This is a genomic window from Lacihabitans sp. LS3-19, from assembly GCF_024343575.1.
Taxonomy (GTDB): Bacteria; Bacteroidota; Bacteroidia; order Cytophagales; family Spirosomataceae; genus Leadbetterella.
Genome location: NZ_RJUA01000130.1, coordinates 148791 through 163716, shown reverse-complemented (window position 1 = coordinate 163716; position 14926 = coordinate 148791). Strand labels below are relative to the sequence as shown.

The following is a 14926-nucleotide window of genomic DNA, read 5'->3' as shown; positions in this document are numbered from 1 at the left end:
TCATCGTTTAATTGAAAATAGAATTCGTAATTTTGCCCTATGAAATTATTAAACATAAGATTTTTAGTCTTTTTACTCGCCCTTGGTCTTTTTCAGATTTCTTGCTCCAAAAAATTCAATAAACTTCAGAAGAAAGGAACACTTGATGAAAAATATAATGCAGCCATAAAATACTACCAAGAAGCAGACTATTACAAAGCTGGTGTGCTCCTAGAAGAAATCACTCCTTTATTGAAAGGAGATAGTACTTCTGAAAGGGCACAATTTTACAATGCTTATTGTAACTACTACCAAAGTAACTATCAAATGAGTAGCTACCTGTTTAAGTCGTTTTATGCTACCTACAACAATAGCGAATTTGCCGAAGAGGCTTATTACATGTATGCGTTTTCTATGTTTAAAGACTCTCCACCTTATAACTTAGACCAAACCAACACATTAACTGCCATAGATGCACTTCAGACATTTATAAATACTTACCCTGATAGTAAATATGCTGTAAAATGCACAAAAGACCTTGAGGATTTGAGATATAGATTAGAGCTAAAAGCTTATGAAAAAACCAAGCTATATTTTAAAACTAGAGAACCATCCTTTTTAGGAAGAAGTAATTATAAAGCTACTGTTGTAAGTGTTGATAATTTCAGAAAAGATTTCCCAGATTCTGAATTCAACGAAGAATTAAGTTACCTGCAAATTTTAGCCCAAGAAGAGCTTTCTGATGTTAGCTACTATAGCAAACAAAAAGAAAGGTACAACGAAGCTATCACTTTATATGAAAAATTTGTGGATAAATATCCGCAAAGTAAGTACTTAAAGGAATTACAAAAAATAAACGATAAGGCTCTAAAAGGACTTGAAAAAGTAGCTAAAACAGAAAAAGAAATAGAAGAAGCAAAAAAAGCGGCTGAAAAAGAGAAAGAAGAGGAAAGAAAAGCAGCTGAAAAACAGAAATCTTAAAGCCTTTTTGCATATTATTCGATTATTTGAATTACTTTTGCAACTTGAATTAAATTTTAATAAAAATATACAATGGCAGTAAACGCATCAATTATAACTCGTGATACAGATGTATTAGCAGCAAAAACAGGAAACATCTACGAATCTGTTTTTGTAGTTTCTAAAAGAGCTCAACAAATTGCTATAAAAACCAAAGAAGAATTGACTCAGAAATTAAGTGAGTTTGCTTCTAGTGTTGACAACTTAGAAGAAATTTTCGAAAATAGAGAGCAAATCGAAATTTCTAAATTTTATGAAAGACAGCCAAAGCCTACAAGTGTAGCTTTAGAAGAATTTTTGTCTGACCAATTAGTAGTAAAATACAGAGACGTAGAATAAGCTTAAAATGAATTATATATGAAACCACTGAAATTTTCGGTGGTTTTTTTTTGCTCTTTTTTTAACCCTCCCTTTTTTAGAATATATTTGTTAAAAAAAAACATTCATTAACCATGTTAAAAACAATCAACCTTTTACTTATTACTTTCTTTCTAAGCATTCAATTAAAAGCCCAACAAAATACGGTGCTAATTTTCTCAAAAACAGCGGGATATAAGCACGCTTCTATTAAGGAGGGTAAAGATTTTTTTAATAATTTAGCGAAGTCCGAAGGATTTAAAGCCGAATTTTCGGAAAACGCTGATGATATAAATGAAGATAATCTTAAAAAATTCAATGCAGTTGTATTTCTAAGTACCACAGGCGATATACTCACCCCTACTCAGCAGGCGGATTTTGAAAGATACATACAAGCAGGCGGAGGTTTTGTAGGCATTCATGCATCTGCAGATACAGAATACAATTGGCCCTGGTATAACGACCTCATGGGAGCATATTTTGCAAGTCATCCAGGCGGAAGTGTGTCAAATGTACAAAATGGAAAAATGATCGTGATGGACAAAACACATCCATCTACCATGCATTTACCTGATACTTTTGAGAGAGAAGACGAATTCTACGATTTTAAATCTTTAAAAACAGACAAATTGAAGTTTTTAATAAAAGTAGATGAGAATAGTTATAAAATGGGAAAAATGGGAGACTTCCACCCTATGGCTTGGTATCATGAATTCGACGGCGGAAAATCTTTCTATACAAATTTTGGTCACACGCCTGAGACATTTTCTCAGCCTATGATGACAAAACACATTAGCGAGGGTTTGAAATGGGCTTGGGCTAAAAAATTGGATTACACCAAAACCAAATCAAAAAGAGCTCCTGAAGAAAATCGTTTTATTAAAACCACTTTGGTAAAAAACTTAGATGAACCTACCGAATTAGCCGTAATGCCGAACGGAAAGGTGATTTTTGTAGAAAGAAAAGGTGCTATAAAACTTTGGAACCCAAAAACAAATACTACAAAACTGGCAGGCAACTTAAATGTTTACAAAAAATTTGAATATGGCTTAATGGGAGTAGGTTTGGATCCAAACTTTGAAAAAAACAATTGGGTGTATTTTTATTATTCGCCGGAAACTGAGCAACATTCTGACAATTTCTTATCTCGGTTTACATATGATCAAAATGCCGATACCGTTTTATACAATACTGAAAAAGTTATTCTTAGAGTTCATGCCAAGCGTGTAGAATGCTGCCATACTGGTGGTTCTATTGATTGGGACAAAGAAGGTAATTTATTCTTATCAACAGGCGATGACACTAACCCGTTTGCATCTGACGGTTATGCACCTATTGACTTCAGAGCTGATAGGCAAGGCTGGGACGCTATGAGTACCTCGGCAAACACAAATGATTTGAGGGGAAAAATATTAAGAATTCATCCGAATGATGATGGAACCTATTCGATTCCTTCAGGTAATTTATTCCCAGAGGGAATGGAAAAAACTCGCCCAGAAATATATGTAATGGGAAACAGAAATCCATACAGAATTTCTGTAGACAAAAAATCAGGCTTTCTGTACTGGGGAGAAATTGGCCCTGATGCTGGAAAAACCAATCCGGACCGTGGCCCAGAAGGTTATGTAGAATTTAACCAAGCTCGTAAAGCAGGTTTTTACGGTTGGCCGTTATTTGCTGGAAACAGTACACCTTACAAAGCCTATGACTTTGAGACCAAAGTTTCAGGAGAATATTTTAATCCTGAAAAACCAATAAATAATTCAACACATAATACAGGTCTTAATAATCTACCTCCAACGCAAAAACCGATGATATGGTATGGATACGGAGATTCTAAACAGTTCCCGTTGTTGGAAAAAGGTGGAGCAAACCCAATGGGAGGACCAGTTTACCATTCTGAGGAATACAAATCAGGAGAGGGCACTTTTCCAAATTATTTTGATAACAAATGGTTTATTTATGAATGGATGAGAGATTGGATAATTGCTGTCACATTAGACGAAGATGGGAATTACGCTGGCATGGAGCGTTTTATGCCAAATACTAAATTCTATCACCCCATGGACATGGCCTTTGGCACAAATGGTGAAATGTATACATTAGAATATGGAATGACATGGTTTGCTCAAAACGAAGAAGCACAGCTGTCTAAAATTGAATACAATGCTGGTAATAGAAAACCACTGGTTAAGATTTCGTCAAATATAACTGAAGGTGCCAACCCACTAAGCGTGAAATTCAACTCAGAAGGCACAAAGGATTTTGATAATGATAAAATAAGCTACAATTGGACTTTTGGGAAAGGAATTCCTAATTCAATGCTTGCTAATCCTACAATTGTTTTCCAAAAACCTGGTGTATATGATGTAAATCTTACGGTAAAAGATGCAGTTGGAAACGAAAGTTTTGAAACCATGAAAATAAAAGTGGGAAATGCTGTACCAGAAGTTGACATTAAAATCAAATCAAATAAATCTTTTGTTTTTGATGATAAAATTGAATACGAAGTAACTGTTAAAGACAAAGAAGATGGTACTTTAATAAAAGGAATAAATCCTGAGGATGTTATGGTTAGTATCAACTATTTGGAAGGCTATGACAAAACCATATTGGATCAGGGACATAAATCGAATGAAACTATTATGATTGGCAAAAGGCTAATTGAAAAAAGCGATTGTGCTGCATGTCATTCAAAAGACAAGAAGTCAATTGGTCCAGCCTACAATGATATTGCCGATAAATACAAAAAGAATTCTTCAAACATAAATTTATTAGCTACTAAAGTGATATCTGGAGGTGGTGGTGTTTGGGGCGAACAAGCCATGGCTGCTCATCCATCTTTAAGCCAAAGTGAAGCAAAAGATATTGTTGAATATATCCTATCTATCAAAGACCCAAAAGCGGCTTCTAAGCCTATTTCAGGAGAATATAATGCGGAAACACATAAGTCTAAAAAAGATGGAGCTTATATTATTCAAGCATCCTATACAGACAAAGGCGGAAAGGTAATTGGACCTATTACTTCTTCTAAGTCAGTTGCGATCAAAACATCTGTTATAAAAGCTAAGGCTTATGATAAATCCGAAAATACCGAGAATGTTACGCTGGATCCATTTGGAGATATTTTAGTAGTAAATAATAATTCTATTGTTGTTTATGACAATATTGATCTTAACGGCATAACCAAAATTACTATTGGTGCAATATCTGACAAAAGTCAAAGTGCTGGTGGAAAATTAGAAATCAGAGCTGGTTCTAAAACTGGAATGCTTTTAGGGCAAATTGATATTTCATCTGATAACAAGGAACCTATAGATTTAACACTAGTAAATAATCCCAAAAAAGTTACTGACTTGGTTTTGGTATTTAAAAATCTTCAGGCAGGAGATAAACCGTTGTTTGCATTAACCACTTTGGAATTTAAAAAATAAGAAAAATTTTAGAATATTGAAAACCTTTGCTATTTTAGCAGAGGTTTTTTTTATTCACATGAAACAGATAATTAACTATTTACGCGACTTTTTCGAATTGACTTATAATGAAGCCAAAAGTGCTTTTTTGTTTTTCATATTAATTTTACTTTCACTATTAGGATATTACTTTTCATCCTATTTCACTACCAAAAATCAAAGCGAAATACTAATTGAAAACTTTGGCAGTACAAAAATTCCAGAAAAACCAGAAGAGCAAAGAAATTATGGTTTTTCTAAAGAAAAAGTCAAAATAGAGCATTTTCGCTTCAACCCTAACACTGCTTCTAAAGAAGATTTGATTCGACTTGGAATTCCAAAATGGACAGCAAACACAATTGATAATTATAGAAATAAGGGAGGTAAATTTAAATTCAAAGAAGACCTACTAAAGATATATTCCATAAAACCCGAACGCTATGCAGACTTAGAAAATTTCATTGATTTACCTTCTAAAACCGAAAAAATATCAAGTGACTTTGACGAACAGAGAGCAATTACAGAAAGCAAGCCAGTTTATACGGCTAAGCCAAATAAAATAATCTCAAAATTCGATATAAATATTGCAGATACAACCCAACTGATACAAATAAAAGGTATTGGTCCTGCTTATGCCAAAAGAATAATTAAATACCGAGATATTCTTGGTGGTTTTTATAGTTTAGAACAAGTTTCAGAAACCTACGGATTAAATCCTGAAATAATACCAGAATTAAAAAAATATTGCACAATAGGAAATTATAAAAAGATAAATATCAATGACTTAGGCAACACCAAACACCCATATTTAAAATTCAAAGATATAATAGTCATAAATGCTTACAGAAAACAACATGGGTCATTTAAGTCAATAGATGACCTGAAAAATATCAAGATACTCGACGAAACCATAATTTCAAAAATAGAACCCTATCTTAGTTATTAAAAATAGCTAAATAGAAATATTATTAATGAAAATATTTTCTAAAATTTATGTATTTTTGAAGCTATAAACATAATAAACACCAAAACTAGCAACCTTATAAATAAATGAAAAGAGTGAATCTGTCTTCTGGATCTAAGTGGGAAAATATAGTGGGTTACAGCAGAGCTGTAAAAATAGGAGACACAATTGAAGTAAGCGGAACCGTATCAACAGACCACAGCGGTGAAATAGTTGGCGAAGGAGATGAGTATCTTCAAACCAAATTTATTTTAATGAAACTTGAAAATACTTTAGGACAACTAGGTGCCAAGCTTGAAAATGTGGTAAGAACCAGAATCTATTGTACAAATATTAACAACTGGGAAAAAATTGGGAAGGCACATGGTGAAATGTTTGCTGAAATAAAACCAGTTACTACAATGGTAGAAGTCTCTAAATTAATTGATGAAAAATACCTAGTAGAGATAGAAGCTACTGTAATACTTTAATCTACCAGATTATTCTTTATAGCGAAAGCCACAAGTTTGGCTGTATTATTTACGCCCAATTTTTCCATAATCCTAAGTCTGTGACCTTCTACAGTCCTTGGACTAATACACATCACATCACCTATTTCTGTCGTGGTTAGGCCTTCACAAATATGTTTTAGAACCTCAAGCTCACGAGTCGATAAGTCTGTTTTATAATTAAAAACCTTGCTTCCAGCAGCAGTATTCTTATTCATTTTCCTAAGCATAGCCCTACTGACATAATCAGAAAAGTATATTCCAGAATCACTTACTTTACGAATCGCCGAAACCACCTCATCTGTGTCAGTATCTTTCAGTAAATATCCATTCGCTCCGATTTCCATTAGATGAAGAATAAACTGGTCTTCATCATGCATAGACAAAATAATGATTTTTATGTCCTGATTAGTTTCTCTGAGTTTTTTTGTAGCCTCGATTCCATCCATCTCTGGCATTTGAATATCCAACAATACAACATCAACCTTGGAAATATTTGGATGCTCTAAAAAAAGTCTCCCATTTTCAGCGTCAAAAAGAATTTCAAAATCCTCATTCTGTTCTAATATAGACTTTAATCCCTCTCTAAATAATTTATGGTCGTCTACTAATGCTATTCTAATTTTTTTCATGACAATCTTTTATTTCGATTTCATACCTAATTCCTTTTTCTGGGTTCAATACCTCCAACGTCCCGTTTATTATCGACAATCTGCTTTCAATATTTCTAATACCAAGCCCATTTTTTGGATTTGATATAACCAGAGGCATTGAAAAACCTTTGCCATTATCCGCAAAAACTAAGAAAAGTGTTTTATCCTCATAATTTAATATTAAATCAATTTTGGTTGCATCAGAATGTTTTAAAGCATTATTTGATAATTCTTGAATAATTCTAAAAATAGAGAGTTCAACTTTTGTCGAGAACCGTAATTTTTCAGAAATATTTTTATGCAAAAACTTAAATTCGATATCGGAATTTTTTTCCATTTTATTGAAAAACTCCTCAATCGCATGTAAAAGTCCAAAATTTTCAAGTGTTTGTGGCACCAAATCTTTTGAAATATTCCTAACTAAACTGATAGATTCATCTATTAACTCTTTATTATTTTTGGCCAATTGCGAAAACACTTCATTTTCAACAACCTTTTTCACGAGTTGATTATTGCCCATTTTCAAAACAGAAAGTAAAGCCCCGACTTCATCGTGAAGGTCTTTTGCGAGTCTTCTTCTTTCTAATTCCTGAACTTCCATCGAATTCTCGAGCAATTTCCTTTGGAATTCCAACTCAATTTCTTGTTTTTCTTCCTTTTGCTTAATTTCCAAATTAAACTGTTTCCTTTGATAATATACAACAAAAGCTATTACCAATATTCCGAATATTATCAGGATTAGCGTAGCGAACAATACAAATATTTGAACCCCTTTCAATTTATATACTTTTTATTGTTCTTCAAATTCCAGAATCCAATCGCAAATATCACAAACATCGAGACAGAAAGGTATTCCAATATCATGGTGAAAAACATGTAAGATTCTGGTTGGTTTCCCGCCTTTATTGTAAATTTATAAAAAAAAGTTATCATTACAGTACTTAAACAATAAAACAATATACCGGAATTAAACCAAAAGAATGGAAAGCGAAGTATGTCTTTAATAATTGGATTTTGAAGTAATCTAAAAAAATAAAACAGGGAAATTCCTCCTAATATGAGGCGGTTTATCCAAAGAATACTACCTATCTCGGTAATCTTCAAGAGTTGGATTACTAAAACCATTACCATTAGAAAAATTGCAATATTTAAATAGGTCCTATCTTTTATCGACTTTAATCCCACTAAATATATGGAAGCCAAAAAAATGAAAATCGAAGAATCTCTAGTATAGGAATAATATAAATTATTTATTTTATAAGCAGCAGTAATCCAAAGTGGAATATCTGAAAGCATAAAAAAAATTAAAAATATAAATAACCATTTAGAGGATTTTGTAAAATATTGCCTCCTATATAATGCAACAAAAAAAGGCAATAAAGGAAGTAAACTTCCTAATGCAATAAATGGATGCTTAAATGCTAATTTAAAAATTGATTCAAACATATATTTTACATACAAACATCAGGACAAGTAGGCCCATGTGCAAGATAAGTATCGTCGTCTCCACCTCCTTTTAAACCAGTAAAATCTTTTGCAATTAATTTAAGGTTTTCGTCGGCCGCAACTAATACCAAACTGGGAGTTTCTTTGTCATCATGTCCGAAAAGAATTTTTATACCGGTACAATTTGGTTTGTTTAACAATGTCATCAATTTTTCTTTACCGAAAAATTGAGATCTTACAGGATCTTTTTCTTTAAAGTGGGAATTTCGGAATTTTAAATGTTTTTCTTGCTTTCCGATAGCTTCTTTTAGGGTAATAAACTCCCCTTCTTTTTCTGTCACCTTCATGGTTTAATATTTTTTTATCCAAAACTATAAAATAAATCTGTAAAGAAAAACATAATAAAAATATACAAAAACCACAAATACTTAAATAACAAACACTTATACTGTCAATTGTCGAACAAATCAGGTAAAACTACTTAATAATAAAAGTAAAAACCCTTAATAAAAACGTAAATCAAAACATCTAATTCAAAAAAACATCCATAATCTTTCATCAAATAGAAACAATAAAATAGGTCAAAATAAAACTAAAAGAAACATTGATTTTGACCAAGAGGAACAAATTTGTTATTTGCATAAAATTTACTTTTATGAAGAAATACGAAGGGAACATCATAAACATTTTCGATAACACTATTTTTTTTGGAGAAATCACTGTCTTTGAAGGAAGGATTTTTAACATTGTAAAAATTAAGAACGAAATGCCCGATGTACCTTATTTCCTTCCTGGTTTTGTAGATGCTCACGTTCACATCGAAAGCTCAATGCTTACGCCTAGCCAGTTTGGAAAAATGGCCGTAGTTCATGGCACAGTAGGAACAGTTTCAGATCCGCATGAAATAGCCAATGTACTTGGAGTAAAAGGCGTAGAATATATGATAAACAATGGAGAAACTATTCCTTTCAAATTTTGTTTTGGAGCTCCATCTTGTGTTCCAGCTACCGAATTCGAAACAGCCGGGGCAACGATTTCCGTAGGTGAAATTGAAGTTCTTATGGCAAATCCTAAAATAGGCTATCTAGCTGAAATGATGAATTTCCCTGGTGTTATTTATGAAAATGTGGATGTAATCGCAAAATTAGAAATTGCCCAAAAATATCACAAACCTATAGACGGACATGCACCTGGATTGACTGGAGAGGATGCCATAAATTACTTCAACAAAGGCATAAGTACTGACCATGAATGCTTTACACTTAATGAAGGAAAAGAAAAACTCGACCTTGGCGTTAAAATTTTAATAAGAGAAGGAAGTGCTGCAAAAAACTTTGAGGAATTAATTTCTTTGGCACATGATCATTCCACCCAAATGATGTTTTGTTCTGATGACAAGCATCCAGACGATCTAGTAGCAGGCCACATAAACCTTTTAGTAAAAAGAGCTATTGAATCTGGAATTGAAATTTTTAAAGTATTAAGAATGGCTTCCTTGAATCCAGTTCGTCATTATAATTTAGATATAGGTTTGTTGAGAGAAGGTGAATCAGCAGATTTTATTGAAATCAATAATCTAAAAGACTTTAATGTAATATCAACATATATAAATGGAGAGTTGGTTGCCTCTAAAGGAAAAAGCCTAATAAAAGATGTAAAAGGAGAAATAGTTAATAGTTTTAATGCTAAACCCATAGGAATAGAAAGTTTAAAATTAGACCTTCCAGCAGACGCTGAGCTTGTAAACGTCATAAAAGTTAATGATGGTCAACTAGTAACTGAAGGTTTAAAATTTAATCTTTCAGAAACACCTATCTCTGCGTTTACAAAAAATGATATTTTGAAATTAGTGGTTTACAATAGATATTCAGAAGCATCGCCAGCTATTGCCTATATTCAAGGATTTGGAATTAAAGAGGGAGCAATAGCCTCATCAGTAGCACATGACTCTCATAACATCATAGCAGTAGGCAATGACGACGAATCTATTAAAGATGCAATAAATTTAGTAATTAGAGAGAAAGGCGGAATAGCTGCCGTTTCAGAATCAAAAATGGGTGTTTTACCGCTTCCTATTGCAGGGCTCATAAGCAACAAAGATGGATACGAAGTAGCTAACGACTATACCCAGATAGACCAATTCGCCAAAACCAAATTAGGCTCAACACTTAAATCACCATTTATGAGTTTATCTTTTATGGCACTTTTGGTAATTCCCTCTTTAAAACTATCAGACAAAGGATTGTTTGATGGAAATAAGTTTGCTTTTACACCAATTTTTGAATAAAAAAAAGACCCAAATTTCTTTGAGTCTAATTTTTAAAAACCTTAATTCTTTCCACTTCCACCTACAGCGGCTGCATCAGATTTTCGTGCATCTTGCATTGGGTTAGATGCCTGAGGTCTACTTTGTTGTTTCATCAATTGAAACTTCGTTGGTTTTTCAGGTTCCCTTGGAAAAACATTATCACTATCATCAATATCTGGAAGTTCAAAATAAGGATCTAGTTTAAATTTTGCAACTTTTTTATCTGTCACTATGGTTTTCTTTATTTCCTTATTGTTCAGCCTCCAAATTTCAACAGGAAACCTAAAATCTTGGGTAGTTCCATCTTCAAATTGAGCTTGAACTATCAAAGGCATTACTAAACCTCCCTTGTTTTTTAAATTTAAAACATAATATTGCTTCGTATTTTCAACCATTTTTCTATCCTCAGGCCCTAAAGACTCCAAATAATTTTGATATTTTGTTTTATCATTTTCTGTAACCTTATATGGGTCATAGGTATTATAAAAATCCTTCATGCTAGGATCAGCCTCCACAACAGATTGAGGTATATCAGTTTTGTCTCTCATTTTACTGATAGTTTTACCTTTGGCATCTGCTAATTCTTTTGCCTCAGCTTTTGTAACTTCTGGATTTTGCGAGTCCACCTGAAGCCATTCAACTTCTGCAATTCCTTGATCTAAAGCATCAACTCCATAAAACCAACCTTTCCAAAACCAATCCAAATCTACACCAGATGCATCTTCCATCGTTCTGAAAAAATCCGCTGGAGTAGGATGTTTAAAAGCCCATCTGCGTGCATATTCTTTAAATGCATAATCGAACAGCTCTCTTCCCATAATGGTCTCTCTAAGCATGTTCAAGCCTGTAGCTGGTTTTGAGTAAGCATTTGGCCCGAAAGTGCCAGGCAAAATATTATCGCTACTTGACATTATCGAATTTTGCTTGGCAGGATCCAATTTCATATATGGAACAATATGTTGCGGCTCAATACCATCTGCTGGAAAATCTCTGTCCCATTCTCTACAAACTACGCCTTCAAGAAAACTATTCAAACCCTCGTCCATCCACGACCATTGTCTTTCGTCGGAGTTTACTATCATTGGGAAAAAATTATGCCCAACTTCGTGAATAATAACTAAAATCAAGAAATTCTTGGTTCCTTCAGAGTAAGTACCATCTGCCAATGGACGTGCTCCATTAAAACTCATCATTGGGTATTCCATCCCTCCTACTGGACCATGCACTGAATATGCCACAGGATATGGATAGGCTATAGTCCTTTTCGAATATTGTGTTAACGTATGAGCTACTAATCTGGTTGAATACTGTCCCCAAAGTGGATTACCTTCTTTAGGATATAGCGACATTGCCCAAACTTTCTTTCCTTCTACATCTACTTTCATTGCATCCCAGATAAATTTTCGAGAAGTAGCAAAAGCAAAATCCCTTACGTTTTTGGCTGAATAAACCCAAGTCTTTTTGCCCGTTGGTTTACCTTTCTCTGCCTCTTCAGCTTCTGATTGGTTTACTATTACAATAGGTGTAGAAGATGTCTCAGCATCAGATAATCTTTGAATTTGAATAGCAGACAAAACCTCTTTTGGATTTTGAAGTTCGCCAGTCGCACCAACTACCATATCGTTTGGAACGGTAATGGATACATTATAATCACCAAAAACCAAAGCAAACTCTCCTTGACCTAAAAACTGCTTATTTTGCCAGCCAGTTACGTCATCATAAACACACATACGCGGAAACCACTGTGCCATTTCATATAGATAATTTCCATCTTTTGCAAAATACTCATAACCACTTCTTCCTCTTTGAACTAGAGCATCTGTGATATTAAAATTCCAATCAATGTTAAAAACAAAATTTTGACCTTTTAAAAGAGACGTAGGAAGATCTATCCGCATCATGGTACCATTTATAGTATATTTCAAAGGCTTCCCTGACTTATCTGTCACCTTTTCTATTTTATGCCCAAAATCTTTCTCCGTAGAATTATCCAAAGATTTAAGAGCAGCACCAGTGCTTCCCCTTTCATGGCTAATTGATGTTTGTCTAGTAGTTTTTGCATCCGAATTTTGACTAAAGTGATTTTGATCCAACTGCAACCATAAATAGGTCAAAGCATCAGGAGAAAAATTATGATAGGTTATCTTTTCTGAACCTTTTATTCTTTGCGATTCATCATCAAGTTCAACTTTTATATCGTAATCGGCTTTTTGCTGCCAATATTCTTTGCCAGGTGCACCACTGGCTGTCCGATAAGTGTTTGGAGTCGGTAATGCCGTTCCCATTTGTTCGAAGACAGTATTGGCATTGTAAGGGTTGGTTTGTTGAGCTAGAACCCTAATTCCTATCAATAGGAACAGAATTGTTTTTTTCATAGTATTTAGTTTTTAAAAATTAAAATATCCATTTTTCTATAATTAATTGAAGTGTAAAACCTGCCACAAAGCCTGACAGTACAAAGTTCAAATCAGTCTTCTTTCTTTTAAAAAATTCGACTATAATATAAGATAGCATCAAAAATAGCGAAACTATCACAATCTGACCGATTTCAATCCCAATATTAAAAGAAAAAAGCTCTCCAACAATATTGGTACTTTGACCTAGCAAACTTTTAAGATAGTTTGAAAAACCTAAACCGTGTATTAATCCAAAAAATAGGGTAAAAAAATACCTTAAATACGGCTTAGGTGTTTTATCTAGAAAAGATTCTGGAATCTTATAAAACAAATTACTTACACATGTGAAAAGTATAGTAACAGGAATCAGAAATTCAATTAGATTTGAATCAATGTTAAGTATTTTCAAAACTGAAAGTGCTAAAGTAATTGAATGGCCTACGGTAAAAAAAGTAATAACTGCCAAAACACTTCTCCAATCAGAAATTTGATAAATAGCACAAAGAGCAATAATAAACAAAATATGGTCATATCCCGCCAAATCCGTAATGTGCTGATAACCAAGTAAAAAATAAGTAAAGAAAACATCCATAATTGTAAAAAACGAAATTCAATAAACCGCACCTAAACATATACCACCTAGAATTATTAAATAACTAGGGACTTTTTCGAAATAGAGTACGATTAAGGTTATTAAAACTGTAATAATATTGATTGGGTCGCTTACTAAAGGTTGGGAAAGAGAAACTCCCGCTGCTATTGTAAGACCCGTTGAAGAAGCGTTTATTCCTTCTAAAGAAGCCCTTATGCCTCTATATTGTTTTAATTGTTCCCAAAATCTTATAACAAAAAATATCATAAAAATCCCTGGCAAGAATATTCCAAAAGAAGCAACCAAAGAACCTAAAACTTGCCCACTCAATCCCCAACTTCGCATAGAAAGCGAACCAACGTATGAGGCAATTGAAAAAGTAGGACCAGGAACCAACTCAGCTATTGCTATACCTGAGAGGAATTCATCTGCACTTAAATAATGCTTGAATTCTACAAATTCATTATATAAAAGCGGTTTAAGAATGTGTCCTCCACCAAAGGCAAAACTCCCATTTCGATAAAAATTCTCAAATAACCTTATGGGCAATGATTTGGTAATTGTACCTAAAAATATCACAAAGGCGAATACCGTTGCCCAAAGAATAAAGTTTGACCATTGAATTCTTATAGGCTTTTTTTCCATTTTCTCTTGCTTTCGGTATTTTGAAGAGGCAACAAGACCGCCAAATAAAATCACAAAGGGCGTTAAATATGGAGAAGGATATAAAAAACCCAAAACCGCAGCCAATATCATTAACCAAACCGAAGTTTTAGTTGTAATTACTTTTCTGCCGATCACAAAAGCTGCAAAAAATATAAAAGCAACACCCATGGGCTTGATAAACTGAGTAAGCCTAATAAGTGTACCTCGCTCGAAAAAAGAAATACCCAAAGCCGTAATTCCCATAAAAACTGTGGCCGGAAGTATCCAAATCAATAAGGTCAGATAAGATAATTTGGGGCCGCCTAATTTAAAACCAATAGCCGTAATAGTTTGGGTCGAGGTAGGACCCGGTAGAAGTTGGCACAAAGCCAGCATTTCCATCAACTCTTCTTCAGACAAATATCTGCGTTGATGAACCAATCTTTTTATAAATAAAGCCAAATGAGCCTGCGGCCCACCGAAACATGTTAAAGAAAGTATAAATACGTCCTTTAAAAAAATGAGATACCGTATTTTCTTTGTTTCCAAAATAAATGAATAAATCTAGCCATTGCCAAACAATAATTTCAGAAAGAAATAATTAAAAAAAAGGCATATTTGTGATT

At 33.5% G+C, this 14926-nt stretch carries 12 protein-coding genes; 6 read left to right on the top strand and 6 right to left on the bottom strand.

Annotated elements, in window-relative coordinates:
* Nucleotides 1-39: 39 nt before the first annotated feature.
* From EGI22_RS23630 to EGI22_RS23610, 5 genes are all read left to right on the top strand, one after another.
* A complete protein-coding gene (locus tag EGI22_RS23630) occupies nucleotides 40-960 on the top strand; it encodes an outer membrane protein assembly factor BamD (protein WP_255071166.1) in 921 nt (306 codons plus the stop codon).
* Between the two features lie 72 nt (nucleotides 961-1032).
* Nucleotides 1033-1338 carry a DNA-directed RNA polymerase subunit omega gene (locus tag EGI22_RS23625; protein ID WP_255071164.1) on the top strand — a complete coding sequence of 102 codons (306 nt, stop codon included), beginning with the start codon at nucleotides 1033-1035 and terminating at the stop codon, nucleotides 1336-1338.
* A gap of 113 nt (nucleotides 1339-1451) precedes the next feature.
* Nucleotides 1452-4790, top strand: coding sequence for a ThuA domain-containing protein (locus tag EGI22_RS23620; RefSeq protein WP_255071162.1), 3339 nt, complete (start codon nucleotides 1452-1454; stop codon nucleotides 4788-4790).
* A 16-nt stretch (nucleotides 4791-4806) separates the two neighbouring features.
* On the top strand, nucleotides 4807-5754 hold the full coding sequence (locus tag EGI22_RS23615) for a ComEA family DNA-binding protein (protein WP_255071161.1): 948 nt from the start codon (nucleotides 4807-4809) through the stop codon (nucleotides 5752-5754).
* A gap of 104 nt (nucleotides 5755-5858) precedes the next feature.
* Complete coding sequence (locus EGI22_RS23610) at nucleotides 5859-6242, top strand: RidA family protein (RefSeq protein WP_255071159.1); 384 nt, start codon at nucleotides 5859-5861, stop codon at nucleotides 6240-6242.
* Here EGI22_RS23610 and EGI22_RS23605 read toward each other — a convergent pair.
* The 3 genes from EGI22_RS23605 to EGI22_RS23595 all read right to left on the bottom strand — a co-directional run bounded on the left by EGI22_RS23605 (nucleotide 6239) and on the right by EGI22_RS23595 (nucleotide 8706).
* Nucleotides 6239-6892 (bottom strand): response regulator transcription factor, encoded by a 654-nt coding sequence (locus EGI22_RS23605; protein WP_255071158.1) that lies wholly within the window; start codon nucleotides 6890-6892, stop codon nucleotides 6239-6241. The genes EGI22_RS23610 and EGI22_RS23605 overlap by 4 nt on opposite strands.
* Nucleotides 6879-7691: a sensor histidine kinase gene (locus tag EGI22_RS23600; protein WP_255071156.1), complete on the bottom strand. Its 813-nt coding sequence runs from the start codon at nucleotides 7689-7691 to the stop codon at nucleotides 6879-6881. Before EGI22_RS23600 ends, EGI22_RS23605 begins: the two co-directional genes overlap by 14 nt.
* 673 nt (nucleotides 7692-8364) lie before the next feature.
* Nucleotides 8365-8706 carry a hypothetical protein gene (locus EGI22_RS23595; RefSeq protein WP_255071155.1) on the bottom strand — a complete coding sequence of 114 codons (342 nt, stop codon included), beginning with the start codon at nucleotides 8704-8706 and terminating at the stop codon, nucleotides 8365-8367.
* Between the two features lie 308 nt (nucleotides 8707-9014).
* On the opposite strand from EGI22_RS23595, the gene ade reads away from it, so the two are divergent.
* Nucleotides 9015-10646, top strand: coding sequence for an adenine deaminase (gene ade / locus EGI22_RS23590; protein ID WP_255071153.1), 1632 nt, complete (start codon nucleotides 9015-9017; stop codon nucleotides 10644-10646).
* Nucleotides 10647-10687: 41 nt separating this feature from the next.
* On the opposite strand, the gene EGI22_RS23585 is transcribed toward ade, so the two are convergent.
* From EGI22_RS23585 to chrA, 3 genes are read right to left on the bottom strand one after another with little or no spacing between them, the layout of a single operon-like run.
* Nucleotides 10688-13042, bottom strand: coding sequence for a M1 family metallopeptidase (locus tag EGI22_RS23585; RefSeq protein ID WP_255071152.1), 2355 nt, complete (start codon nucleotides 13040-13042; stop codon nucleotides 10688-10690).
* Nucleotides 13043-13061: 19 nt separating this feature from the next.
* Nucleotides 13062-13655 (bottom strand): HupE/UreJ family protein, encoded by a 594-nt coding sequence (locus tag EGI22_RS23580; protein ID WP_255071150.1) that lies wholly within the window; start codon nucleotides 13653-13655, stop codon nucleotides 13062-13064.
* Between the two features lie 18 nt (nucleotides 13656-13673).
* A complete protein-coding gene (gene chrA, locus EGI22_RS23575) occupies nucleotides 13674-14849 on the bottom strand; it encodes a chromate efflux transporter (RefSeq protein WP_262925463.1) in 1176 nt (391 codons plus the stop codon).
* Nucleotides 14850-14926 lie beyond the last annotated feature (77 nt).

Bases quoted from the DNA above. Each gene is read 5' to 3' on its own strand.
- EGI22_RS23630 (WP_255071166.1), top strand. From the start codon at position 40: ATGAAATTATTAAACATAAGATTTTTAGTCTTTTTACTCGCCCTTGGT.
- EGI22_RS23625 (WP_255071164.1), top strand. From the start codon at position 1,033: ATGGCAGTAAACGCATCAATTATAACTCGTGATACAGATGTATTAGCA.
- EGI22_RS23620 (WP_255071162.1), top strand. From the start codon at position 1,452: ATGTTAAAAACAATCAACCTTTTACTTATTACTTTCTTTCTAAGCATT.
- EGI22_RS23610 (WP_255071159.1), top strand. From the start codon at position 5,859: ATGAAAAGAGTGAATCTGTCTTCTGGATCTAAGTGGGAAAATATAGTG.
- EGI22_RS23605 (WP_255071158.1), bottom strand. From the start codon at position 6,892: ATGAAAAAAATTAGAATAGCATTAGTAGACGACCATAAATTATTTAGA.
- EGI22_RS23595 (WP_255071155.1), bottom strand. From the start codon at position 8,706: ATGAAGGTGACAGAAAAAGAAGGGGAGTTTATTACCCTAAAAGAAGCT.
- ade (WP_255071153.1), top strand. From the start codon at position 9,015: ATGAAGAAATACGAAGGGAACATCATAAACATTTTCGATAACACTATT.
- EGI22_RS23585 (WP_255071152.1), bottom strand. From the start codon at position 13,042: ATGAAAAAAACAATTCTGTTCCTATTGATAGGAATTAGGGTTCTAGCT.
- EGI22_RS23580 (WP_255071150.1), bottom strand. From the start codon at position 13,655: ATGGATGTTTTCTTTACTTATTTTTTACTTGGTTATCAGCACATTACG.